Genomic DNA, 24,644 nt, shown 5'->3' on the forward strand with positions numbered 1-24,644 from the left:
ACACCGCTAAACCCATAATCTAGATAATGGGTCGGGAAATGTTGTGTTCCTGACCCTTTGTTTTTGTAGGATGTTGGTGTTGTAAGCCTTTCCAACTGTGACCATACCCACTGCAACACTTTTAATTTCTTGTCCTGACCAGCAAGGACTGGTCGCTAAAATTGCGAATTTTATCTACGCCAACGGCGGCAATATTGTCCATGCTGACCAGCACCGAGATGAACCATCAGAGCTATTTTTATCCCGCATTGAATGGCAGCTAGATGGCTTTAATCTGCGGCGAGAGCTGATTGGACCGGCCTTTGACTCCATTGCCACACCGCTAGGAGCTACGTGGGAGCTACACTTTTCGGATGTGATTCCTCGCGCAGCCATTTGGGTGAGCAAACAAAATCACTGTTTGCTAGATTTGCTGTGGCGACACCAAGCAGGTGAGCTAGCTGCAGAGATCCCCTTGATCATTAGCAATCACGAACTACTCCGGCCCATTGCGCAACAGTTTAATATTGCCTTTCACCACATTCCTATCACCAAAGCAACGAAAACTGAGCAAGAAGCCAAGCAGCTTGCCCTGTTACAAGAACACTCCATTGATTTAGTGGTGCTCGCTAAATATATGCAAATTCTCAGCCCTGACTTTATCAAACAGTTTCCCAGGGTAATCAACATTCACCATTCATTTTTGCCAGCGTTTGTGGGAGCCAATCCCTATCATCGTGCCTACGAGCGTGGTGTGAAAATTATTGGGGCTACCGGACACTACGTAACGTCAGACTTAGATGCCGGTCCAATTATTGAGCAGGATGTAGTCCATGTGAGCCATCGCGATCAGGTCAGTGATTTAATTCGTAAGGGCAAGGATTTAGAGCGGGTGGTGCTGGCACGAGCCGTACGCCTGCACCTGCAAAATCGTGTTCTAGTCTATGGCAATCGTACTGTGGTCTTCGCCTAGGGGTTAGATCATAAATACCCTACAGCCTGGGTCTATGGGACTGCCAATAAATCATTGAGACGAAAGCGAGCAATTTTAGTAATTTCCAGCAGGGCCTGTTGTTGTTCTTGGATCTGGGTATTGTCTAAACGTTGATTAAATGCAGCCAATATTATCTCTTTTGTCTGTCCTTTGACAGCCATAATAAAGGGAAAGCCAAACTTGTTTTGGTAGGCAGTGTTTAGCATTTGAAACTGCTCATATTCCTTTGGACTCAGACAATTTAGGCCGACATCAGTTTGTTCTTGCACCGAGGCAGGAGCCATTTGCACTCGGCTTCCTAGGTCAGGATGGGCTCTAATTAGGTCTAGTTGAGCCTCTTTAGACATCTGCGCAACCAGAGTTGTCATAATTTGATACAGATGAGCTGAGTCCAAAAATGGTCGCTGATGCCAAGTCTGTTCCGCAATACTGGGGGTGTCTTCAAATACTGCGCCAAACGCTGTAACAAACTCTGAGCAAGTCATTTGGTTGATTTCAGCGATGGTGTGATGTCCCATAGTTAACTACCAGTTGTATCAAGACCATAGGTCACAAGATTGAGCTTTAGCCCTATGGTATAGTTTACGCGCAGCATGCATCATATCCAGAGTTATCGTCAGGGGGTGTTATCCCCCGACTTTGGACTTGGTCAGATTAATCAAGGACAACCATTGCCAACGTATCGATCCGGGAGATTTCCGATGCAGAAGGAACAGCTTTTGACCCAGACAATGGCGTTTCTCTTATGTACAACCCCCGAAACCACACTGGGTAAGCTATTAGGGCTATGTCTGGCAGCGAAGGTGGATGCCAAAAATTCAGAGAAAAGCCCGCTACAGTTTGCTGAAGAATTGTTGCAAAATCCCGAAACAATCTCTACTTGGATTACAGATGTGGTCGATAGCGATGATCAATACAGCATCGAAGAAATGGTGGCGCTTTCAGAGATGAACCTTAAGAATCCCGAAAATTTTATGAAGGACTTGTTGGACGAAATGACAGCGCTAGACACCCAGGGGCTGTAAATAGGGTCATTTAATCCTTGATTCAGTAGGCCGTCCCAATGAGTCCTCAGCTATTGAGGCCCCTTCAATGGCAGAAAACTTACGGTTTTTCAATTAGGCAAACTGGGGTTTCCCCAATGCTCAGGGAGACTAAACTCAACATCCTCCAACTTCGAATGCAAAATGTCACAGGTCAATCCACCGATTTCTTCACCTGACATCAGCGCCTACGTGCAACATACAGCCTTGCTGTTGGGACTATCCATTCCACCGGAGCAAATGGCGAGCGTTGTTGAAAACTTTAAGCAAGTTCAAGCGATCGCACAACCCGTACTAGAGTTTCCCCTACCCGATGATCTTGAAGCTGCACCGAGGTTTGAGCCGTGATGCAAGCAAGGGAAATTGCCCATCAGGTCAATCATAGGGAAACCACAGCCCATGCAGTTGTGACAGAGACCCTAGAACAGATTGCAAAACAGGATCAACAACTTAATTGTTTTACCGATATTTTGGCAGAATCGGCCCTAGCAGCCGCCGCGACAATCGATCAAAAGCTGGCTAACGGAGCCTCGATTGGTCCATTGGCTGGGGTACCCTTTGCTGTTAAAAATCTCTTTGATATTGCTGGCACGGTCACCCTGGCAGGTTCGAAGATTAATCGAGACCATGCCCCAGCCCCAGCAGATGCAACTGCTGTTGCCCGGTTAAAGGCGGCTGGAGCCATTTTGGTCGGGGCACTCAATATGGATGAGTATGCCTACGGGTTTGTTACGGTCAATCATCACTACGGGATCACGCCCAACCCCCACGACCCAACTCGTATTTCAGGGGGCTCTTCCGGCGGGTCAGCAGCGGCGGTGGCAGCGGGTCTGGTGCCGCTCACCCTAGGCTCTGACACCAATGGTTCTATTCGGGTACCGGCATCACTTTGTGGGGTGTATGGATTTAAGCCCACCTATGGGCGACTCTCACGAGCCGGAGCTTACTTGTTTTCGAGTAGTTTGGATCATATTGGCCCGTTTGCCAGGTCGGTTCAAGATGTTGCGATCGCATTTAATGCCCTGCAAGGATACGATCCCCGCGATCCCATCTGCACGAATCAACCGGAGGCCAAAGTCGATTTATCAGGGGATATCACCAATCTACGCCTCGCCATCGCCGGCGATCATTTTGCCCGAGGCATGACATCCACCGTAGCCCAGGCATTGGACATTGTTGGCAAAACCCTCAACGCTACCCACAGAGTGACGCTTCCAGAATCGGCCCGAGCCCGAGCCGCCGCATATATCATTACTGCCAGTGAAGGCAGTCAGCTCCATCTATCCCGACTGCAAACTCGCTTGCAAGACTTTGATCCCGCCACCCGCGACCGATTTGTAGCGGGCGCTTTAATCCCCAGTAACTGGTACCATCAGGCCCAGCGTTTTCGGCGCTGGTATAGCGAGCAGGTGAGCCAGGTATTTAAAACTGTGGACTTAATTTTAGCGCCCACCACTCCCTGCCCTGCACCACTGATTGACCAGACAACCATGGACTTAGATGGCGAGTCAGTACTGGTCAGACCCCATCTTGGCTTCTATACCCAGCCGCTCTCATTTATTGGCCTGCCAGTGCTGTCGGTGCCGGTACAGCTGCCAGGAGAATTACCAGTTGGCATCCAGCTGATTGCCCGACCATATGATGAAACCACCATTTTTCAGGTAGCCGCCGCCTTAGAACAAGCGGGAGTACTCTCTGCTCGCACCAGCGAGAGAGCCGCCGCCCATAGCGCATAGCTGACGTGAGCTAATGGCGGAAATTGTCAGTAAATTTACAGAAAAGTGAATGGTTATGGGTTGTTAAGACCCTAGGCAATTCCCGAAAGCCTGTGTCAAGATCGAGATGTGACACTGCAGTAGTGACACACACATTAAACGTTAATCAAAACAGTTAGGCAATTAAAGCTTGTCATATCCATAGATAGGGTTCTGCTGTAGAAGAAACGACAGGTTTTTAAATTGGACCTAATTGGGACTATGAAACGCTTCAAGCTTGATACGGTTTGTGTTCCATGTTCTCCGACAGCTGAATTGTTTAGAGCCATTGAGGAGATTACCGATGTTGCTACGCAGCACGCTACTTGCTTTAATTGTGCCCATTCTTGTGGTCCTCCCAGGGCAGGCCGCATCTGAAGAGGATCTCCAACGGTTAGAACTCACGGGCATCTGTGCTTTTTGCGATCTCTCAGGAGCCGATTTACAGTCGTCCCACCTGATTGGGGCCGATTTGCGAGGCGCTAATTTACAAGGGGCTAACCTGGCGGGCAGCAACCTTGAAGGAGCCGATCTGACTCATGCCAATTTGACGGGGGCCAATTTAAGCAATGCATTTTTGACCAATGCAGTCTTTGAATCGGCGGTCCTAGATAACGCAGACTTATCCGGTTCAGCCCTCTACTTTACGGATGTTACCAACGCTTCGCTAGACAACATCAATATTGCTGAGGCTCAGGTGGTGGGGACCCCCATCAGCATTGGTGGCCCCTACGAAGATTACGAAGATTACGAAGAGACAACGCCCTAAACCGGCATAATCGAACGCTGACAGGATGGGCATACCGCATGGATTAACAGCTGACAGTCCAGCAGATGATAGCCTGACTTATCCGCCATCTTAGCCCCAGCTTTCAGCACTGAGTCGTTTTTAAACTCAATAGTTTTATTGCACCGCACACAGATCAAATGGTGATGGTGATGGGGTGATGGCTGGTTAATCTCGTAGCGTTTTTGCCCTTCAGCTAGCTCCAGCTCGCGCAAAATTCCCATGCGAGACATGAGCTTCAGATTGCGATAAATCGTTGAGAGACTAATCGGCTCTCCTTCTTCTTTGAGTAGCTCGCACAGCTCTTCAGCGCTGAGATGCTGACCTTTCTCGATATTCTGAAACGTATTTAATATAATTTCCCGCTGGGGAGTCATGCGCCATCCGCGTTCATGGAGTTCGGCCTTCATTGCTGCGGGAGTGTATGAGACCATGGCCGTTCCTCTGTTGAGTGTCATTAGCAAAAGCCTAATGAGAATCATAGCGAACTCTTCAGCTATTTGCAATAGTTTTAGATTATTGCAAATGATATCTAAAAGTTCGTGAGAGAATAATGCCTGATCCAGGGTCTTAAATTTACAATCCTCGTTATATATAGGTTTGGACATAACGGTCTGAGGAGATCAAAAAAGCTCTGATCTCGGTTTATGTATTTTGCTATCGGCGGAAGATCTTGACGGACTGGAATTTTAAGCGGCCCAGTTTTCCCGTAGAATATCACTTGAGAAAGTTTCCCATTAACTGGCGGCCATGTCATTTAAACCTGTTGTCTTGTGGACTGCACTGATGTCACTTGCGATCGCAAGCTGTAATAACCAGTCCCAGGAAACTGCCGCACCCGCAGATACTGCCACCCCAGAGGCTGCTGTCAACGTTTATTCCGCCCGTCATTATGCTGTTGACGACGACTTATTTGCCAGCTTTACCGAGCAAACCGGCATTCAGGTCAATGTCATAGAGGGTAAATCAGACGAACTTATCGAGCGGATTAAAGCCGAAGGCGACGCCAGCCCAGCCGATGTTTTTATCACCGTAGACGCGGGTCGGCTATGGCGAGCCGAAGAAGCCGGAATTTTGCAGGCGGTTTCGTCACCTGTGCTGGATGAAAAAGTGCCTGCCAGCCTGCGCCATCCTGACGGTCTCTGGTACGGCCTCACCAAGCGGGCGCGGGTGCTGGTCTATAACACCGATACGGTGGCTCCCGCTGAGCTATCCACCTACGAGGCCCTGGCGGAACCAGCCTGGAACGGACGGATCTGTGTGCGCAGCTCTGGCAATATCTACAATCAGTCGCTGCTGGGGTCTTTTATTGAAACCGTTGGCGTAGAAGCGACTGAGACCTGGGCTACGGGGTTGGTGAATAATTTTGCCCGCGATCCCGACGGCGGCGACGTGAATCAGATTCAAGCAGTGGCCGCCGGTCAGTGTGATGTGGCCATCGTTAATCATTATTATTGGGCGCGGCTGGCAAAATCTGATGACCCAGAAAATCAAGAGATAATCGCCCAAACAGCTGTATTTTTCCCGAATCAGGCCGATCGTGGCACCCATGTGAATATTAGCGGGGTGGGTGTGGTCACCGGGGCTGAAAATAGGGAAAGTGCGATCGCATTTCTAGAATTTCTAGTCAGCCCTGAAGCCCAGCAAGTTTTTGCCAATAGCAATAACGAATATCCGGTTATAGAGGACATTGACATCGATCCGGTCGTGGCAGAACTAGGAGAATTCAAATTCGATGAGGTGAACGTCTCAGCCTATGGGCGTAATAACCCTGAGGTGGTTAAACTCGTCGACCGCGTGGGTTGGAAATAATCAAGCCCTAGCTGTGTTCCGCCAGCGGCCAGGACTGGTGACAGGTTTTCGCACGGGCAGAACGTCTAAGGAGTTCAGCAAGTTTGCTGGAATGTATCAATGCTATTTCAAATTCCCAACATCCTCTCTGCAGATGAGCTGCAGCAGATCCGTGAGGCCCTGGCCAAAGCTGAGTTTGTCGATGGGAAGGCCACCGCTGGTTGGTATGCCAAACAGGTAAAACACAATCAGCAGCTCAAGCGTGGGGCTGGCCAAGAGCTAGAGACAACGGTTAAAAATGCCCTCAGCCGTCACCCGTTATTCCAAACAGCTGTGCGCCCCAAACAGATACACAGCTTACGATTTAGTCGCTACAGCGCCGGCATGTCCTACGGCACCCACGCCGATAATGCCATGATGGGCAACTGGCGAGCCGATGTATCCTTCACCCTTTTTCTCAACGAACCCAGCACCTATGAGGGCGGTGAACTGGTGCTCGAAGGGCCCGACGATGAACAAAGCTATAGGCTAGCCGCAGGCAGCGTCCTGGTGTACCCATCATCAACTCTGCATCGCGTGAATGAAGTGACCGCTGGTGAGCGCTTAGTGACCATCGGCTGGGTACAAAGCCTGGTCCGCGATCCAGCCCAGCGTGAACTTCTGTTCGATATTGATACAGTACGACGCTCCTTGTTCGCCCAACAGGGCAAGACCGTCGAGTTTGATTTGCTCTCCAAAAGCGTTTCTAACTTACTGAGACAGTGGGCAGAATAAACGCTGCTAGGCTTGATTAGCAATCATCTTTCTAACCAAGCTTCTCAAGTCAGAATAGCGAGCTAACCATCCTTCAGGTAGCCAGCTGTAATACTTAAACCAGTTTTCATTAGTTTGGTTACCCTGTTTTCTAGTCACCTGGGTAATCTCGCTCCCGTCTGTGGGCAGCTCAATATCAGAAAAGGCCAAAATCCTGTGAATAGTTGGAGCCAGCTCTCGCACCAGTTCTTCATATACCACTTCAAAAAACGCCAGGTCGTGATCGTTGAAAAACGATATCCAATTGGCATTTCGCCTCAGCAGTCCTTGTTTATATCGATAGATATTAAGGGGTTTAAAAAAGAGTTTTTGCTCCTGATAGGGCAGCTGTCCACCAAAGTCTTTTGAAACCGCATAAACCCCAGTCTGATGGCCAATTTCCATGGAAATGGCCTGTTTAACCAAGTTGTTTCGTCTAATAAAAACAAAACAGGGATTGGGAAACAGCAGGGTCAAAATGTCTAGATCCGATTTTCCCTGCAATGCAGAATCAGTGCGAGCGATTTGCAACAAAGACTTCATATGATCCCAATGGAGTTTGACACTAAAAACACCGTTGGGAGTCGTTCCTAATTGATATACCTGAGGAAGATAGCGATACAGTTGATCAGCTGATGAATCAACTGCGTTTTGAGCTAACTGCTTAGGCAGAAAATACTCTTTGGGGTCGCCAGCACAGTTGAGACCACTCAAGGTTGAACACAGCAATGTACTACCCGAACGACCAGTAGAGCAAACGATAATACTCCTGGTTGGTAGTAAATTAGCCGGAATCGCGTTGGAGAATGACATATCGGTAGTTTTACGCCCAGATACTAACCCATAGTAATGGAAAACCCACACTGGCAGATGGTCGCTGACCAAATCCGCTGCCAATGTGGGCTTTCAAAGTTTGATACCGACCCTCAGTTGCAAGGTCTAAGCATGGCTGTTAGCAATAACCAGCAACAGTTTACAGGTGCAAAGCTTAGCCACGCCTCGTTAGTAGGCATCCTGCAATTCGTAGAAGTCTGGAGAGATATAGTCCTTACGCAGAGGCCAGCCAACCCAGTCCTCAGGCATCAGTAATCGCTTCAGGTTGGGATGACCTTCGTAGATAATCCCATACATGTCATAGCTTTCACGCTCTTGCCAATCAGCAGTCTTCCAAATCCAATAGACCGAAGGAACCTTAGGATTCTCCCGAGGCAGATAAACTTTAATGCGAACTTCTTCAGGCTGATCAGCATTATCACTGACCTTGAGCAGATGATAAAAACTGACTAACGGCTGGCCAGGACCGGCATCATAGGCTCCCTGGCACTGCAGGTAATTAAAACCATAGGCATAGAGTGCGGTGCAAAAGGGAATTAAAAACTGCGGCTCCACTTTAAGCAGCTCGATACCCAGATGGTCGCGCTCCATAATTTCATGGGCAAACCCTTGCTCGGTTAGCCAGCTCGATACAGAACCAGGCTCGACTAGAGCACCTGCTTCTTCGGCTGCAGGCTTAGTTTCTTCATCAGCCATCAGCTTGGCCCTCCTGAGTAACGCTTTCGGACTCGGGCAGATTCATGGGCATACCCATGGCCTGCATCAGCTCTTTAGGAGGAGCTTCGCGAGTACCGGAACGAATATATTTACCGGTAAGAATTGGATCGACCACTTCCATCTTGTGGCCACGAGTGTAGTAGCGGTGGGTCTGCTCTAGAACACCACGCTCACGCATGGATTCATTAGCGACCTTTTTACGAAGTTTAACCACAGCATCAAAGATGGCTTCTGGTCGCGGGGGGCAACCTGGAATGTAAACGTCAACTGGAATGAGTTTATCGACACCGCGAACAGCCGATGGTGAATCAACGCTAAACATACCGCCAGTGATGGTGCAGGCTCCCATGGCAATCACATATTTTGGTTCAGGCATTTGTTCATAAAGCCGTACCAGCGCTGGAGCCATTTTCATAGTGACTGTACCAGCCGTGATGATTAGATCGGCCTGACGCGGACTGGAACGAGGAGCTAGGCCAAATCGGTCAAAGTCAAACCTGGACCCCAGCAAAGCCGCAAACTCAATAAAGCAGCAGGCCGTGCCATACAGCAGTGGGAACAGACTGGACAGCCGCGTCCAGTTGTAGATGTCATCAACCGTAGTAAGAATTACGTTTTCCGATAAATCCTGGGTGACCGTAGGCGGGGCAGCCGGATTCATCACCCGCTCGTTGTCACCAATCAAGGAACCACCTGAGGGCGTCTTTATGACCATTCCAATGCTCCTTTACGCCATGCGTAAACCAGACCGATAAGTAAAATTGCAATAAAAATCAGAGCTTCTACAAAGGCTAGTACACCTAACTTATGGAAAGCGACTGCCCAGGGGTATAAGAAAACCGTTTCGACGTCAAAAATGACGAATACCAGGGCAAACATGTAGTAGCGAATGTTGAACTGAATCCAGGCACCGCCAATGGGCTCCATGCCAGACTCGTAAGTTGTACGTCGAGCTGCACCTGTACCCTTGGCCCCCAGCAGCTTAGCTGCCCCTAATGCCAGCACGGGCACCAGACTGCAAATAATCAAAAAGAGTAGAAAGTATTCGTATCCAGTTAGTACAAACACGCGCGTCTTTGTAATTTCTTCCGAGTGGGCTGTATGCCCCCAATAAGCTTACTTCTATTCTAGTCAGCTGTGTAGGCTAATCCGATTGGGATAGCAAAATCCGACATTAAAAATCCTGAGCTTTGTCCATAGATATCGTTGTGAAGATCGTCACGACGATGACCGATGTCAGGAGACGCAACGCATTGTGTAATAATTGTTTACATCAACGCTATCGGAACCTCCCATGAGTACTGAGCCTGATGCTAAGCCATTGGCAGATGCGCCTGAGACTGAAGAGCCGTCTGCACCGCCCACGCCCTATGAGATGGATCGCTATGAGTGCCGTCCATGTGGCTATGTATATGAGCCAGTGAGGGGGGATGGTAAAGCTGATATTCCGCCTGGTGTGCCCTTTGAAGAGCTACCTATCACCTGGCGCTGTCCGGTGTGTGGGTCGCGTGCCAAGCTATTTACCAGTATTGGTCCAGCTGGTAAACCGTCTGGATTTAGTGAAAATCTAGGGTATGGCCTTGGGGTTAACACCCTGACCCCTGGACAAAAGAATTTGCTCATTTTTGGAGCCCTGGGCGTGGCCTTCTTATTCTTTATGAGTTTGTACGGTCTTAGATAGGTCTTAGTTGATCTGGTGGGTGTTGCTCAGCCAGGTTGCTCAGTCTAGCGGTCTAGATTTGTTTATTTGTCTTGATTTAGTAGAGATGCAAACGGTTTTAACGGACTTTTTTAATGGGCGATGGGCGATGCGGCTAAGGCAACTGGCGCTGGTTGCGATCGCAATTCTCACCGTCGGCTGTACCAAATTTTTCTTGCCTGGCCTGGAGAGCAATCCCTGGCAAATGTTAGCCCTGGAAACAGACGCCACCTTTTCTGATGTAGCATTTACAACCGACAGCAACCACGGGTGGCTGGTGGGCAGTCGGTCTTCATTATTTGAAACCAACGACGGCGGTCAGACCTGGGAACAAAAGGTACTGGATCTCGGCGAACAGCGCTATACCTTTACCTCTGTCAGCTTTGTTGGGGATGAAGGCTGGGTGTCTGGGTTACCGAGCGTGTTGCTCCACACCACCGATGGCGGTAAGTCATGGGCCAATGTCCCCCTCAGTAATCAGCTACCAGGCAATCCCCTGATGGTCACTGCCCTGGCCAAAGGGTCCGTTGAAATGGCTACTGATGTAGGAGCCATTTATCGTACAGAAGACAGCGGACGTAACTGGACTGCGCTGGTGCAAGCAGCAGTCGGCGTTGTCCGCAACATGACCCGTAGCAACGACGGTCGTTATGTTGCCGTCTCTTCTCGGGGAAACTTCTACTCCACCTGGGAACCCGGTGAAGATAGCTGGCAGCCCCACAATCGCGAAAATTCTAAGCGTTTACAAAACATGGGCTTTACCAGCGACGGCAATCTTTGGCTGATTGCCCGAGGGGGTCAGATGCAATTTACCCAGCCCGACGCAGCACCAGAGGCCATCAAGTATGAGACCTGGGGTGACCCCGTACGACCTGAAATCGGTACAAGCTGGGGATTCTTAGACATTGGCTATCGTAACGAGAATGAACTTTGGGTGAGCGGTGGTAGCGGTACTCTACTCATGAGTTCCGATGGGGGTGAAACCTGGTTAAAGGACGAACCCATTAGCGATGTACCCTCAAACCTTTATCGAGTCAAATTCTTTGACAGTGATAAAGGCTTTATTTTGGGCCAGCGCGGCTACCTACTTCGCTATGTCCCCGAAGATACAACGGTTTAGGGCAACTCAGTTCAGTTTTTAAATACCCTCAGCAAAGCAAAAACGTGAAGTAATCCTTAATTGTTGCTTGATAGGGATATGCCCTGTTCCCTATGATGGTACTAAACCCTTTTCGCATCTAGGACGGGATTCTTCAGAGATAAACTCTCTGGGCGTCAGCTTAGATGCAATTCAACGCCTATTCACTGTTAAGAGGAGATTGTGCAATGGCCGGTAATACTGGAGAACGACCTTTTTCAGACATCATTACGAGTATTCGCTACTGGGTTATCCACAGCATTACCATCCCTGCATTGTTTATTGCAGGTTGGTTATTTGTGTCCACTGGCCTGGCGTACGACGTTTTTGGCACTCCCCGTCCTAACGAGTACTTCCCAAACAACCAGGTTCAAGTACCGATTCTTGAAAACCGCTACGATGCAGACAACCAAATTACCCAGTTTGGTAATTAGTTCTCCCTTATTGATGTCAATTGAGATTGGAATTCCCCTATGACCAGTAGCAATCCTAACGAGCCCGTCGTTTATCCCATTTTTACGGTACGTTGGCTTTCCGTTCATGCCCTTGGCATTCCCACAGTCTTTTTCTTGGGTGCCATTGCTGCAATGCAGTTTATTCAGCGATAGGAGATTACTGTGGACAGAACCCCGAATCCCAATAAGCAGCCCGTTGAGTTAAACCGGACATCTTTGTTCTTGGGTTTGCTTCTCGTTTTTATCTTGGGACTGTTATTTTCCAGCTATTTCTTCAACTAGATACAGCAGGTGTAGGTAGCCATACTAGCGGCTGTCTATGCTCATTTTCACGAGAGTAGGCGATAGATAGGAGAGAAATACATGTTTAAGGATGGCCGAATTCCCCTTTGGATTGTGGCAACCGTTGCTGGCACTGGTGTGCTAGTAGTAGTTGGTTTGTTTTTCTATGGTGCCTATGCTGGCGTTGGTTCGGGTGTTTAATCCGTACCTGCTTTTGTGGACCTCAGGTAACCGAGTTCTAGGGCTACTTGAGGCTCTATGAGCGCCTTAAATCTGTTGCCAGCGTGCTCACAAAGTTAAATAGGCGTTGAAAAGCCCCTCAGGGTAAACCTGAGGGGCTTTTCAATCAAACTTTGAGTGGTGGGCTTACAGCATATTGTCTACACTGATGTTTCTTCCTGTTCTACATACAGGAACATAGCAATCATAAATGCAAATGCATGGACAGCTACGATGGGCACCATGACTTGAGGCAAAAGGGATGTATCCATATATCGGGTCTCCTATCTCTCAACGATGAGCAAATGCTCTAAGGATTTGAATCATTGTCACACCCAAAACAACAGGATTTCCTTAAAGAAAGCCCAGCACTCTAACTTGGATGTGGGTCTATGACCTAGCCCTTAATTTACTGCGATTTGATGCGGTATATGTCAATTGTTTCGAAAGTTTGCAGGGAATATACAAGATACGGCCTTCCTCCGCCCTTCACTACATATCCCCCAGCCGCGATGGACAGCATCAGTTCATTACTCCCCCTTCAGCGTCCATCCTAGATATCCCAACTATCAAATATGGATAGGGTGTCGTCCGGTGGTAACACCCGTCGATTTTGAATAACCTTACGGCTTTCCTGTAAGGTCGCCATGTCTACTGAGATGGCAGCAAACTGGAGTTCTAAACAGCCATTGGGCACCTGAACGCGGATCATCGTTTCCAGCTCATTATTATCATTGGGGATAAATTGCATTAACAGTCGAGGGGCGTCAATGACGGTGCGTGTTTGTAGATCATTCATCCACACTTTGACGTAGGGTTGATAGTCACCAGTTGGGACACGTACTTTGATCGCAATCCATTCCCCAGCCACCAGTTCTTGTTCAGGCACGTCCAACATGGGGGGCATCACTTGAATGGGATCTCCAGCCTCTTGTTTTTTTCTATGCTGCTCCCAACGGTTAGGTTTTGGGGGTTCGGGAACAACAAACTCCTTGCTTTGCTGACTCCCCTCTTCTGGCAACGCCTCAGAAATATTCAATGCTCGCTTGACTTCCAGAGCCTGGCGATAGCCATCCAGGGTAAACATATTGAGCTTCTGCCAGAATCGCTCCTGTAACTGTAATTTCTCAAAGGCGCGATCAATGGCAGCCGCAGCTGGGTCCCATTGGGGTTCTATTGACCGTGAGCTAGCGCTTGAAAAATTACCGATTGGTCTTTTAGCAGCGGGTGCAGGCGACTGGGGTACAACCTCTTCGTCCAAAGCGGCGGTAGCCACATCGCGATCTAAATCATCATCTTCAATGCGGCTACCGAGATCAAACACATTGGGCTCAGCAAACGGTGTCGGCTTGTCAGTCGTCGGAGCATTGGCCGGGAGCATCTCGGGTTGAACATCGGGCTGCTCCAATTCAAATGCATCCACCTCGTCAGTCTCTCTGTTGAAGTCATCGAGTAGCTGATTGGCTGCAGCCTCCTCAGTTGCAACCTCCTCAGTAGAAGGCTCTGGAGGCTCGTTTGGCAGCGGCGCTGCTGAGGTACTAGCTTCGTTTGCGCGAAAACTGCTGGCGGCTTCAGCCGAAAACGTGGGCAGCTCTGGCTGGTGATCTGGGGCCAGATCGCTAGATGGTTTTATTTGGGGTGGGAGGGTTAATCCTTCAGAAGGGACGATTTCTTTAGGAATAATGGCGGTATCCCCAGTGAGTAGCGCTTCTGATTTTTCTGGGGGCGGGATAAAAGCTTCGGTGGATCCTGGAAAAATGGAGATTTCTTCTTCAAATTCGAGGTTGGGCTGATTTGCGATCGCATCCAGCATTTGAGCCAACCCCAGGGTCACCGTAAATGAAGCAGAGGCCAGCACCGTTTTCGCCTGGGGCCCCTTTTGTTCAACCAGAGAAAGCGCCCCCAAAATCACCTGGGTAGACAGCTTATCCGGCAAAGTAATCGTCACCGAAAATGGCGCAGGTAACGCTTGATTAGGCACATCAAAGGCAATTTCTTGCAGCATGCTAGCCGTTTGCGGGTCTCGCAGCTGTACCCAAAGCTGACCATGGGATAGCGGTTCACCAGCTGTCTGTAAGAGCTGCCCTGCCAAGGTCAATGACTGCCCCACCTGGGTGACATAGGCCTGCTGTTTTAGCTGTAGCTGAAACTCAGCCACCTGGGCAGCATTATCCGCCCCTAAATCAGGACGTTTGAAAGGTATGGGCTGAGGCGATGATGATTGAGCATCGCTCGGCGGTGGCTGGTGTTCAGCAGGCGCTTCTGACCAATCCGGGTCCCAATCATCATCATCCCGAGGAGTCACCTGCAGCTGAACAGAATAATGCCAGCCTCCCTCACCCAAAAAATCCTCAATCACATCAGGACTGTTACAATCAATCTCCCAACGCCCAGGACTCAGCTGTATAAAGGGAAAAATCGCCAATAGACCCGAGTCATTAGTATTAGTCTTACGCTTACGCACACGGCGGCGAGGAGGAATTTCATCTAGCAGCAGCTGGCTCACTCGAATTTCCACAGCCATACTGTCATAGCTAGTATGGGCCGCCATCCGATAGCGCCCCTCCAAAATTTCCACCTGTCGTGTTTCCAGAGGCAGCCAGGTTTGATCGCCTTCCTGCTGAATTAAAAACTCCCAATAACGCATGCTATAACACCTGTCAGAGACTCGCCTCTATTACCTGTGGCCTATTGGCTATACACTTACCAATTAGCCATAACATAGGGGCAATCCTAGCAAACATAGCTACGGTTCTCACGTTTTTCAATAGGAGTCATGGTTTTCCCTAAGCTTTCTCTAAGTTAGCGATAACAATGCTAAAGAAATGTGGCGTATTGCTCTCTTTAAGCCCTAACCTCCCCGTGGTTATGGCATACACCCCGCAGAGAAGACCCTAGATCAGCGGCTGAGGGTAGCTGATGGCATAGCCCTGGGCATAGTCTATCCCCAGAGCCTGCACTTTTTCTAGAACGGCTTCATTTTCAACATATTCAGCAATTGTTTTCAAACCCATGATGTGGCCAATGTTATTGATCGATTGCAACATGGCGCAAACGACCTCATCTGTAGGGGCCTCTTTGACAAAATTACCGTCAATTTTGAGATAGTCCACTGGCAGATGCTTCAGGTAGCTAAACGATGACATACCGCTACCAAAGTCATCGAGAGCAAAGTGGCAACCCATTTTTTTGAGTTGCAAAATGAGGTCAGCGGCTTTTTGTAGGTTAGCGATCGCAAGGGTTTCTGTAATTTCAAAACAGAGTATTTCAGGATTGATCGGATACTGTTTTAGCTGCTCTTCTAAAAAACCGATAAAGCTCTCATCATTGATGCTAGACCCTGATAGATTGACACTGTAAATAGTTTTCGGAGTCGGTGTGCGGCCCACCAAGTAAGTAAAAAAGCTTTTCACCACCCATCGATCAATACGAGGCATCAGATTGTAGCGCTCAGCCGTTGGTAGAAATGCCATCGGCGGTGCCAGATCACCGGTTTGAGCATTGGGCAGGCGTAGCAAAATTTCACACAGATGGACATCTGTGGAATCAGGGAGCGCTGATTCTATCGTTTGGTAGTACAGCTGAAATTGATCTTCATCTAAGGCTGCCGTGACCTGTGAAAACCACTGAACATCCTTCGTTTGGCGATGAATGCCATCGTCATCGGGATGATAAACCTGCACACGATTACGCCCCTTATTTTTAGCCGCATAACAAGCCGCATCCGCCAACTGCATCACTTGCTCACTGTTAGAGTGATTAGACGTAATTGGGACAATCCCAATGCTGACACCGATACTAAAAACCTTGCCATCATAGAGAAAGCGAAACCCTTGAATGCTCTTACAAAACGCCTCCGCGATTTGGGTGGCGCGGGTCAGTTTACAGTGATACAGCAGTAGACCAAATTCATCACCACCTAAGCGAGCCAAAACATCCGTTTGACGAATTTGTCCTCGCCATAAATCAGCCACCTGACGTAGCAGCTGATCCCCCGCAGCATGGCCGCACGTATCGTTCACAGCCTTGAAATGATCCAAATCCATGTAGCACAGCATATGCTGGGATTCCGAGCTACCGAGTTCGTCAATAGCGTTCTCCAGGGCATGAATAAACTTTTTGCGATTAAACAACTCCGTCAGCGCATCATGGGATGCTTGCCAGGCCAACTGTTGAGCCCGCCCCCGCTCTTCGGTAACATCGTGGAAAACAAGAACAGTACCCACTACCTCGCCATTGGCAGAGCGAATAGGTGCAGCCGAGTCACCAATAGCAAATTCCTGGCCCGTCTTAGAAATCAGCGTAGGGTGATTACTGAGACTAATGGCCCTTTTTTCCTTGATAGCCTGCAGTGCTGGGTTTTGCAGTGGCTGCCCCGTCTTGCTATCAACAATTTTACAAACCTCTGCAATCGGGCGTCGCCTTGCCTCCCGAGCCTGCCATCCTGTTAGTTTCTCAGCCACCGGATTAAAGTCTTTGATATTACCAGAGGAATCCGTAGTAATTACCGCATCCCCAATGGAATGAAGGGTAATTTGGGCCAACTCTTTTTCCTGATAAAGAGATTGTTCTAGCTGTTTACGATCAGTAATATCCGTTTGAGAACCAGCCATACGATAGGGATTGCCCTGCTCGTCCCATAGCGCCATTCCTCGTGTTAACATCCAACGATAGCGCCCATCATCATGACGGATGCGATACTCACACTTAAAGTGCGAACAATGAAATTCAAGATGCTCCTTTAGCTTACGCTCAAACGCAGAACGATGCTCCTCGTGGATACGAGAAAACCACTCCTCAGGACTACTACTAATATCACTCTGGTCTAACCCCAGCATTGCTTGCCAGCGGTGTGAATAGCAAATTGTATTGGCCTTAAGATCCCAATCCCAGATACCATCGTTAGCTCCCTGGACCGCCAGGGCATAGCGCTCTTCACTAATTTCTAGCTTTTTAGTCAGCTCCGTACGCTCAATCGCATATTGAATCGTCTTGGCCAGTAAATTACCAACATCAACGTACCCCAAACGCTGTAATCGCTCCGGTGAAAATGTGTCCGACTTAACCAAATAGTCCTGAGCACCTTCTTGGAGAGCTGCTATGGCAACATTTTGATCTTGAATACCAGTGAGCACAACAACAGGTACTTTTGGCACCAGCGTCTTAATTTGTTTCACCAGCTCTACCCCTTGACCATCGGGGAGACACAGATCCAACAATACTACATCAAAGCTGTTGTGATTGGCTTCAATGGCGTTAATCGCTTCATTAAATCGCTCAGCATGATGTAAAGTTGTTTCGATCAACTCAGATGAGGATAACAATTCTTGAAACAGTTGCGCATCCGATAAATTATCTTCAATTAATAATGCATCTATGCCTGTCGCCATATGACCGTGCAAGTATAGTTAAGCAACGTAAATGTAATCAGCAGCATCCGTATTTACCCATAGTCCTAACCAATCTGATGCGTTAGTTATGCGGTCATACAGCCATATTTATTGGTTATAAAATAAAAAGAGAATTAATGAGAATCTCTACAGCAGGTGACGGACTGGTTAGAACAATTCAGAGTCCCGAAACTTTCCTACTTACTTACTTTCCGCCCTACTTTCCTACTTCAAGTATTTTCTTCTGTCTTCCGTCTTCTGCCCTCCTGGTCACGGTCTTCGCTATAGTAAGAAAACTCGATATAACTTGCATATCGAGAAAATACCGATTCTTGGCCCTCATTTATCGATAGAGTGCTCACAATTGATACGGAGTAGGCGGGCAGACAATCGGCTATGTGATAACAGCCTGGTGATGAGCGCTACTGGACACTTTAGCTAGACGTTTGTTGGCAATTGGGCGGTCTGTAACCAGAAATCATGGATTTTTTGGGCAATAACCTGGTACTCACTAAAGTGGGTAGGCTTGGTGATATACGCATTCGCATGAAGTTGATAGCTCTTATCAATATCAGTGCGGGTAGCAGAGCTTGATAGAACAATAGTAGGAATTGTTTGCCAAACAGCGTTTTGCTTAATTTCTCCTAGGACTTCGTGTCCGGTTTTGCCTGGCAAATTGAGATCTAGCAAAATCAGCTGAGGATGAGCGTTGGCACTCTCATCTAGCTGCTGCAGTAAGGCCAGAGCTTCGTCGCCAGTTTGAGCAATTTGAATTGGCCATTGCCAGCCGACATCATCAAAAGCAGCAGATAATATAGCTGCATCAGTGGGTGAATCATCTACTAGGAGAATAGTTACGTCCATCTTAGTGGTCAGCAATGCTAACACTGATTGTGCACCGTAAGACGCTAATTTTAGCTGAGACGATGGGCAGCCAGACTACCTCATAAGCAAAGCTTAAGTTTCAGTGTGGCTGCGCACGACCAGGGTGAAATAAACGATAGAACCTTGTTCCGGGGCAGATTGCAACCAAATACTCCCTTGGTAGTGTTCCACAATTTTTTTACAGATCGCTAAGCCAATGCCATACCCCTTTTGCTCTTGCTGATTATGCAGGCGTTGAAAGAGCTTAAAAATCCGTTTTTGTTGATCTTGAGGAATGCCAATACCGTTGTCATGGACGCTAAAAAGCCAACGATTGGTTTGCTGTTCAGCCGTAATGTGGATGCGGGGAGATTCTGGACCGCGAAATTTAATAGCATTGCTAATCAAGTTTTGCAACAGCTGAACAATGTAATTTTGATCCACATAGAGTGTCGGTAAGGGATCGTGGGTAATGGTGGCTTGGTTTTCGAGACGAATAAGCTTCAGGTTTTCTAGAACGGTTTCAAGGGCTTGGTCTAAACTAGTGGGGCTGTTGTTTAACCGTATATTATTGATGCGAGAGAGTTCTAAAATGCCATCAATCATGGCTTTCATCCGGGTGCCACCATCAACAATATGCTTGATGTAGCGTTTGGCGGTCTCGTCCAGGCGATCGTGATAACGTTGTCCTAATAGTTGCGAAAAGGCCGTCATCGCCCGTAATGGCTCTTGTAAATCATGAGAAACAACATAGGCAAATTCTTCTAGATCGGCATTAGAGCGAGCCAGGGCTTCTGCTTTACGGACTAATTTTTGCTCAGTCTGTTGTCGCTCTAGTATTTCTGCTCGCAGCCGTTGGTTGACTTCCAGAAGTTTTGTTATTTCTAGGGCAGTCAGTGGAGTTAAATCAGCATGGGTTGGGGAGTGAACTGGTAAGGCGCGATCGCAATCTTGTTGAGTAATTAACAGCGTTAAGAACTCTTCTGTAATTTGACTAGCTGGCTGCAAACAGACATCTATCGTCACCCCATAAACCTCACCGTCGAGGATTTCAATCGAGCAGCGACGCTGAGCAGTGCCACTTACTTGCGCTTGCTGTAGGGCTTCACTAACAGGTAGCTGTAACGACGCAGGCAGTCGCTCAAGGATATCTTGACAGCCAGAGGTTGCTGGTGACGCAGCAATTAAATCGAGAGCATCACCACAGATATGAAGAAGATGATTTTGCCGATCAATCAGCAGATAAGTAGCTCGATGCTGCCCTAGTAAAGCCTGAAAAGCTTTGTCAATCAGAGGATTAGATCGCCGATTATTTTCCAATGGTTACCAGAGGATGGAAGATATCAAAAATGGGAAATCGGGCCATCGCCAGGGGGAAACGTATGGACACTCATAAATTGGATAACTTGGGGGCAGGTTATGGGTGGAGGGGGGTATAGAACTCAGGCCGCTATACCTAAATAATAAAATCGGAGGAGCCTAACAGACACCCCCGATCTAAATTAATCAAAAAACTCAATGCTGACAAACACAAGTTTCACCCGTGATTCGGAGCAATAAAAGACTTGGACTCTACCAGCTAGACTTAACTACACCTGGTAGTAAACCCTGGTGAGCCATATCTCTGAGAGAATTACGGCAAAGACCAAAATCACGATAGTAACCATGGGGACGCCCGGTTAGCCAGCAGCGATTGTGCAAGCGAGTTGGTGAACTATCGCGGGGCAGCTGTTGAATTTTGCGGTGAATTTCCAACTTTTCTGCCTGGGAGCTAGCGGACTTAAATGCATCCATAAGCTCTTGACGTTTAGCTGCATACTTTGCAACTACCTTTTCGCGCTTACGCTGGCGCGCAATCATGCCTTTCTTAGCCATTGGGCTGATACTTTCCTAGGGGTTACCGATGTTGATCACAGTCTCTCATATTAGAGGATATCTTTCCTTTTGGCAAAGTGTCATCGCTCAGGTAGCGTTCTCGGTCGTTGAAATCATCTTCAATACTAAATTTAGTCAACCAATAGACCAGTACAGCTACCCCAATCAGTCCGCTAAAGCCCAATAATCCGACAATCATGATGCAATTCAAGGGCTTTATAGGTACTACAGGTGGATGCAAGCGGTTATCTATGGCTGCTTTTTAGACGCTTTGACAAGTTTGGCACTGCCTTTATCCTTCACCAGCTTTTTCCCAGACGCACACCACTCAAATAATTGGCAGCGATCGCAGGCTGGATTGCGAGCATCACAGACAGCACGACCGTGGTACACCAACCGGATAGACCAGTTTTCCCAATCAGGTTGGGGAAGCAGCTTCATTAAGTCTTGCTCAATTTTGACTGGCGCATCGTGTTTAGTCAGCCCCAAGCGATTAGTAATGCGTTTTACATGGGTGTCCACAGTAACCCCAGCATTGATCCCAAACCCATGGGCCAGCACCACATTGGCAGTTTTACGAGCCACACCTGGTAGGCTCGTCAGCTCCTCCATCGATTGCGGCACTTCGCCACCAAAAGCCGTCACAATCCGCTCGCAGGCAGCACGAATATTCTTAGCCTTATTACGATAAAACCCAGTCGATTTGATGTACGACTCAATCTCGCTGACCTCTGCTTCAGCGTAGTCCGTAACCGTGGGAAAGCGCTCAAACAGAGCCGGTGTAACAATATTGACCCGCGCATCAGTACATTGGGCGGACAACATGGTGGCGACTAGCAACTGCAGCGGGTTTTCATAGTCTAGAGAGCAGGGAGCTTCGGGATAAAGCTCCTTTAGCTTCTCCAAAATGAGCAAAGCTCGTCGTTTTTTGGTCAGGCGGGGGCGCTTGGTCTGGGCAGCGGTCACAGGTGGTAATGGCAGTGAATATAAGGGAACCTACTGAAAAACGTTCTGGAAAATTTCCAGGCGGGTAATGTCACGGGCAATAAGCATTCCCCCCAGACCTAAAAACAGCAGCAAGCCAGTTTGCATCACACTTTCTTGCAACCGTCTGGGCAATGGCTTGCCAGTTAGAGCCTCTACGAGCAAAAAGGCCAGTTGCCCACCATCTAGCGCCGGTAAAGGCAAGATGTTGATAATGGCGAGGTTAACGCTAATTAGAGCAGTGAACGGAAACAGACTGATAATGTTGCTATCTGCCATGGTGCGCCCCTGATCCACAATGCCAACCGGACTAGATACCTGGCTAGACATTTCAGAGAAGTTAGTGGCTAGCGCCAAAAATCCCTGAGCAGTACGGACAAAAACCCGCTGAAATTCATCAGCAGCAAACTTTAAAACCTCAACAGGGTCGGTAGAACGCTTGTAGCTGAATCGACCATTAGGATAAAGCTGAACACCGATGACCGGTTTACCCTCTGGGGAAACATCAGGTGTCACGGTCAGATTCAATTCTTGCTTCCCGCGTTGAAGTAGCAAATCAACCGGCTGATTAGGGCTGCTTTGAATCACGTCGATTAAGGTCTGGACGTTCTCTTCACCCTGGTTCAGCATCTGATTATCAACAGCCAGAATAATATCACCGGCCTTAATGCCAGCCTGGGCAGCTGGAGATGTATTAGACATGACCTGAGGAATCAGGACACCGGGTTGAGGAACAAAATCCTGAGGAACACCCACACTTGTAAACTGGATGACAAAAACGAGGTAAGCAAACAGTAGATTAGCAATCACCCCAGCGCTCATGACAATTGCCCGATCCATGACTGGCCGATTTTGGAGTAAATCAGGATCATCCGGGGCAAAACTCGTGTCAGAGTCCTCATCCATGGGAAAGCCGACAAAGCCACCCAGAGGCAATGCCCGTAGAGCGTATTCTGTTCGAGTTCCCTGAAATTTCCAGAGAATCGGACCAAAGCCGATGGAAAACCGATTAACGTGGATGCCCTGTAATCGAGCAGCCAGGAAATGGCCCAGCTCATGGACAAAAATCAGCAGAGCGATGACAGAAATAACAGCCAGAACGGACATAGACGAAAAGAGAATAGGGCAGCAAACAGCGCTTGGCAAATCAATTATCGTGAGCTGCTGAGGCAACCGCAAAAGCTACGAAAGCTTTAGCAGACACTCTAAAGACAACTGACAAGCGCAGTAATAAGAGGAAAATACTTGATACTACTCCATTCTACCGTTCCCTTTCCATAGGTGTGGGCTGATGCCTTAAAGAAACTCCCGTCCTATGTAGGGTTGCAGCACCTCCGGGACTTTTACGCTGCCGTTGGGCTGCTGATAGTTTTCAAGGATAGCGGCCATGGTGCGGCCAATGGCTAGCCCTGAACCATTCAGGGTATGGACAAACTGCGTTCCTTTTTGCCCAGGGATTTTAAATCGAATATCGGCACGGCGAGCCTGGAAGTCAACACAGTTAGAACAGCTGGAGATTTCGCGATATCGATTGGCTGAAGGCAACCATACCTCCAGGTCATAGGTTTTAGTAGCCGAAAAGCCGATATCGCCAGTACATAGAGCCAGTACCCGGTAAGGCAGCTGCAGCAGCTGCAGGACATCTTCGGCGTCTTTAGTCAGGGCCTCAAGTTCGTCGAATGAGGTATCTGGGTGGACAAACTTGAACATTTCCACCTTATTAAACTGGTGCAGACGAATTAGTCCTCGGGTATCCCGACCATAGCTGCCTGCTTCGCGACGGAAACAAGGGGTATAGGCACAGTAGTTAATGGGCAGCTGGTCTTCAGTGAGGATTTCACTCCGGTGTAGATTGGTCAGTGGTACTTCTGCGGTGGGGGTAAGCCACAGGTCATCATCGGCACACTTGAAGCTATCTTCCGCAAACTTAGGTAGCTGGCCTGAGCCAGTGAGGGAAGCAGAATTGACCAAAATGGGTGGCAAAATTTCGGTGTAGCCCGACTTGGTATGGCGGTCGAGCATAAACTGGATAAGGGCTCGTTCTAGGGCTGCACCAGCACCGATAAGCGTAACAAACCGGCTCTGGGCAATTTTGACCGAACGCTCAAAGTTCATGATGCCCAGCTTTTCGCCTAGCTCATAGTGGGCTAAAAACCCATCGCCCTGAGGAATTAAATCATCACCCCAGCGGCGCACTTCTACATTGTCCGCTTCGTCCTTACCCTCTGGTGTAGTGTCGCTGGGCAGGTTGGGCAGGGTGAGTAAGATAGCTTGGATTTCGGCCTTCAGGTCCTTTTCCTTAGGTTCAAGCTCAGCAAGTTCTTTTTTGACTTGGTTGCCTTCGTCGCGCAGGGCTTTAACGTCATCACCTTTTGGATCGGCACCGCCTTTGATCTTCATACCGACGGCTTTACCAATTTCGTTGCTGCGGGCCTGGAGCTGCGATCGCACGCCTTCTAATTCCCGCTGCTGACTATCCAGTGTTTGCAGCTCAGATAGAGGTTGCCCATAGTCACCTCGTTTAGCCAGGGCGGCTGCTACCTTGTCCGGACTTTGTCGAATCAGCTTTAGATCAAGCACTGTGGTTCACCGAGTTTTCCCAGTAGACAAGGATAACAGGGAAGTGATGGAAGTTTTGAGTTTTGAGTTTGGAATTTTGAAGGAATACGCTTAGTTAAAGGCAGGGAGAAGTTTTGAATGTTGAGTTTGTCAGCCTGGGACTGCTGTTTTCCACTCAAAATCCGGCACTCAAAACTCGCTCCTTGCCAGGGCCTAAAAAACCGAGCCGAACCTAAGCAACCTGTTCGATTTCAGCGATTTCAGGGATAAACTCCCGCAGACGACGCTCGATACCCATACGCAGGGTCATTGCAGAGCTAGGGCAAGAACCACAGGCACCTTGGAGGCGTAATTTAACCACGGGGCCATCGATTTCCACCAGCTCAACGTTACCGCCATCCGCCATCAGATAAGGACGGAGGTCATCAAGAACTTTTTCGACGTTGGTGTTAGTTAGCGCTAGGGTTTCCATAGTTTTGGTAGCTACC

29 protein-coding genes are annotated in these 24,644 nt (G+C 48.6%); 13 read left to right on the forward strand and 16 right to left on the reverse strand.

All coding sequences use genetic code 11. The features are described from left to right. Positions 1-97: 97 nt before the first annotated feature. On the forward strand, positions 98-952 hold the full coding sequence (purU, locus tag N836_RS56135) for a formyltetrahydrofolate deformylase (RefSeq protein WP_023073626.1): 855 nt from the start codon (positions 98-100) through the stop codon (positions 950-952). Between the two features lie 32 nt (positions 953-984). Here purU and uraD read toward each other — a convergent pair whose 3' ends face one another. After that, a complete protein-coding gene (uraD, locus tag N836_RS56140) occupies positions 985-1,491 on the reverse strand; it encodes a 2-oxo-4-hydroxy-4-carboxy-5-ureidoimidazoline decarboxylase (RefSeq protein ID WP_023073627.1) in 507 nt (168 codons plus the stop codon). A gap of 183 nt (positions 1,492-1,674) precedes the next feature. On the opposite strand from uraD, the gene N836_RS0138440 reads away from it, so the two are divergent. From N836_RS0138440 to N836_RS56155, 4 genes are all read left to right on the forward strand, one after another. Next, positions 1,675-1,998, forward strand: a complete 324-nt coding sequence (locus N836_RS0138440; protein ID WP_031293113.1) for a hypothetical protein — start codon at positions 1,675-1,677, stop codon at positions 1,996-1,998. Between the two features lie 162 nt (positions 1,999-2,160). Beyond that, positions 2,161-2,364 (forward strand): DUF4089 domain-containing protein, encoded by a 204-nt coding sequence (locus tag N836_RS56145; protein WP_023073629.1) that lies wholly within the window; start codon positions 2,161-2,163, stop codon positions 2,362-2,364. After that, entirely contained in the window at positions 2,364-3,752 is a 1,389-nt protein-coding gene (locus tag N836_RS56150; RefSeq protein WP_023073630.1) for an AtzE family amidohydrolase, read from the forward strand. Before N836_RS56145 ends, N836_RS56150 begins: the two co-directional genes overlap by 1 nt. A gap of 322 nt (positions 3,753-4,074) precedes the next feature. Next, positions 4,075-4,539, forward strand: a complete 465-nt coding sequence (locus N836_RS56155) for a pentapeptide repeat-containing protein (RefSeq protein ID WP_023073631.1) — start codon at positions 4,075-4,077, stop codon at positions 4,537-4,539. On the opposite strand, the gene N836_RS0138445 is transcribed toward N836_RS56155, so the two are convergent. Then, entirely contained in the window at positions 4,536-4,991 is a 456-nt protein-coding gene (locus N836_RS0138445; protein WP_031293115.1) for a Fur family transcriptional regulator, read from the reverse strand. The two genes, N836_RS56155 and N836_RS0138445, sit on opposite strands and share 4 nt — an antisense overlap. A 316-nt stretch (positions 4,992-5,307) precedes the next feature. Here N836_RS0138445 and N836_RS56160 point away from each other — a divergent pair, with 316 nt between their 5' ends. After that, entirely contained in the window at positions 5,308-6,369 is a 1,062-nt protein-coding gene (locus tag N836_RS56160; RefSeq protein ID WP_023073633.1) for a Fe(3+) ABC transporter substrate-binding protein, read from the forward strand. Between the two features lie 99 nt (positions 6,370-6,468). Next, positions 6,469-7,122 carry a Fe2+-dependent dioxygenase gene (locus N836_RS56165; RefSeq protein WP_023073634.1) on the forward strand — a complete coding sequence of 218 codons (654 nt, stop codon included), beginning with the start codon at positions 6,469-6,471 and terminating at the stop codon, positions 7,120-7,122. A gap of 6 nt (positions 7,123-7,128) precedes the next feature. Here N836_RS56165 and N836_RS56170 read toward each other — a convergent pair whose 3' ends face one another. The 4 genes from N836_RS56170 to ndhC form a co-directional block, all read right to left on the reverse strand. Continuing rightward, complete coding sequence (locus N836_RS56170) at positions 7,129-8,037, reverse strand: Stf0 family sulfotransferase (RefSeq protein ID WP_071789063.1); 909 nt, start codon at positions 8,035-8,037, stop codon at positions 7,129-7,131. Between the two features lie 105 nt (positions 8,038-8,142). Then, a complete protein-coding gene (locus tag N836_RS56175; RefSeq protein WP_023073636.1) occupies positions 8,143-8,670 on the reverse strand; it encodes an NAD(P)H-quinone oxidoreductase subunit J in 528 nt (175 codons plus the stop codon). Beyond that, positions 8,663-9,406, reverse strand: a complete 744-nt coding sequence (locus N836_RS56180; protein WP_023073637.1) for an NADH dehydrogenase subunit K — start codon at positions 9,404-9,406, stop codon at positions 8,663-8,665. Before N836_RS56180 ends, N836_RS56175 begins: the two co-directional genes overlap by 8 nt. Further along, positions 9,397-9,759 carry a photosynthetic/respiratory NAD(P)H-quinone oxidoreductase subunit C gene (gene ndhC, locus N836_RS56185; RefSeq protein WP_023073638.1) on the reverse strand — a complete coding sequence of 121 codons (363 nt, stop codon included), beginning with the start codon at positions 9,757-9,759 and terminating at the stop codon, positions 9,397-9,399. Before ndhC ends, N836_RS56180 begins: the two co-directional genes overlap by 10 nt. A gap of 226 nt (positions 9,760-9,985) precedes the next feature. On the opposite strand from ndhC, the gene N836_RS56190 reads away from it, so the two are divergent. The 6 genes from N836_RS56190 to N836_RS56210 all read left to right on the forward strand — a co-directional run bounded on the left by N836_RS56190 (position 9,986) and on the right by N836_RS56210 (position 12,466). Beyond that, the gene (locus tag N836_RS56190; RefSeq protein ID WP_023073639.1) at positions 9,986-10,372 is read left to right on the forward strand and encodes a rubredoxin; all 387 of its coding nucleotides are present in this window, start codon (positions 9,986-9,988) and stop codon (positions 10,370-10,372) included. A gap of 85 nt (positions 10,373-10,457) precedes the next feature. Beyond that, on the forward strand, positions 10,458-11,510 hold the full coding sequence (locus N836_RS56195) for a photosynthesis system II assembly factor Ycf48 (protein ID WP_081716898.1): 1,053 nt from the start codon (positions 10,458-10,460) through the stop codon (positions 11,508-11,510). 206 nt (positions 11,511-11,716) lie between these two features. After that, positions 11,717-11,962: a cytochrome b559 subunit alpha gene (gene psbE / locus N836_RS56200; RefSeq protein WP_023073641.1), complete on the forward strand. Its 246-nt coding sequence runs from the start codon at positions 11,717-11,719 to the stop codon at positions 11,960-11,962. Positions 11,963-12,001: 39 nt separating this feature from the next. After that, positions 12,002-12,136: a cytochrome b559 subunit beta gene (psbF, locus tag N836_RS56205; RefSeq protein ID WP_023073642.1), complete on the forward strand. Its 135-nt coding sequence runs from the start codon at positions 12,002-12,004 to the stop codon at positions 12,134-12,136. A 9-nt stretch (positions 12,137-12,145) separates the two neighbouring features. Further along, on the forward strand, positions 12,146-12,265 hold the full coding sequence (locus N836_RS74705) for a photosystem II reaction center protein L (RefSeq protein ID WP_071789064.1): 120 nt from the start codon (positions 12,146-12,148) through the stop codon (positions 12,263-12,265). An 81-nt stretch (positions 12,266-12,346) separates the two neighbouring features. Further along, a complete protein-coding gene (locus N836_RS56210) occupies positions 12,347-12,466 on the forward strand; it encodes a photosystem II reaction center protein J (RefSeq protein ID WP_006518578.1) in 120 nt (39 codons plus the stop codon). Between the two features lie 571 nt (positions 12,467-13,037). Here N836_RS56210 and N836_RS56215 read toward each other — a convergent pair. The 10 genes from N836_RS56215 to N836_RS56250 all read right to left on the reverse strand — a co-directional run bounded on the left by N836_RS56215 (position 13,038) and on the right by N836_RS56250 (position 24,628). Continuing rightward, on the reverse strand, positions 13,038-15,131 hold the full coding sequence (locus N836_RS56215; RefSeq protein WP_023073644.1) for a hypothetical protein: 2,094 nt from the start codon (positions 15,129-15,131) through the stop codon (positions 13,038-13,040). Positions 15,132-15,378: 247 nt separating this feature from the next. Beyond that, entirely contained in the window at positions 15,379-17,874 is a 2,496-nt protein-coding gene (locus tag N836_RS56220) for an EAL domain-containing protein (protein ID WP_023073645.1), read from the reverse strand. 438 nt (positions 17,875-18,312) lie between these two features. Next, positions 18,313-18,738, reverse strand: coding sequence for a response regulator (locus N836_RS56225; protein ID WP_023073647.1), 426 nt, complete (start codon positions 18,736-18,738; stop codon positions 18,313-18,315). A gap of 93 nt (positions 18,739-18,831) precedes the next feature. After that, positions 18,832-20,058 carry a sensor histidine kinase gene (locus tag N836_RS73480; protein WP_023073648.1) on the reverse strand — a complete coding sequence of 409 codons (1,227 nt, stop codon included), beginning with the start codon at positions 20,056-20,058 and terminating at the stop codon, positions 18,832-18,834. A gap of 252 nt (positions 20,059-20,310) precedes the next feature. Continuing rightward, complete coding sequence (rpsN, locus tag N836_RS56230) at positions 20,311-20,613, reverse strand: 30S ribosomal protein S14 (RefSeq protein WP_023073650.1); 303 nt, start codon at positions 20,611-20,613, stop codon at positions 20,311-20,313. 22 nt (positions 20,614-20,635) lie between these two features. Continuing rightward, positions 20,636-20,812, reverse strand: a complete 177-nt coding sequence (locus tag N836_RS76585) for a hypothetical protein (RefSeq protein ID WP_023073651.1) — start codon at positions 20,810-20,812, stop codon at positions 20,636-20,638. 50 nt (positions 20,813-20,862) lie between these two features. After that, entirely contained in the window at positions 20,863-21,579 is a 717-nt protein-coding gene (nth, locus tag N836_RS56235; RefSeq protein ID WP_023073652.1) for an endonuclease III, read from the reverse strand. Between the two features lie 30 nt (positions 21,580-21,609). After that, positions 21,610-22,704, reverse strand: coding sequence for an RIP metalloprotease RseP (rseP, locus tag N836_RS56240; RefSeq protein ID WP_023073653.1), 1,095 nt, complete (start codon positions 22,702-22,704; stop codon positions 21,610-21,612). A gap of 189 nt (positions 22,705-22,893) precedes the next feature. Beyond that, complete coding sequence (gene serS / locus N836_RS56245) at positions 22,894-24,177, reverse strand: serine--tRNA ligase (protein ID WP_023073654.1); 1,284 nt, start codon at positions 24,175-24,177, stop codon at positions 22,894-22,896. A gap of 211 nt (positions 24,178-24,388) precedes the next feature. Next, positions 24,389-24,628, reverse strand: a complete 240-nt coding sequence (locus N836_RS56250; protein ID WP_023073655.1) for a NifU family protein — start codon at positions 24,626-24,628, stop codon at positions 24,389-24,391. Between the last annotated feature and the right edge of the window lie 16 nt (positions 24,629-24,644).

This window comes from Leptolyngbya sp. Heron Island J, from assembly GCF_000482245.1.
Lineage (GTDB): Bacteria > Cyanobacteriota > Cyanobacteriia > Phormidesmidales > Phormidesmidaceae > Leptothoe.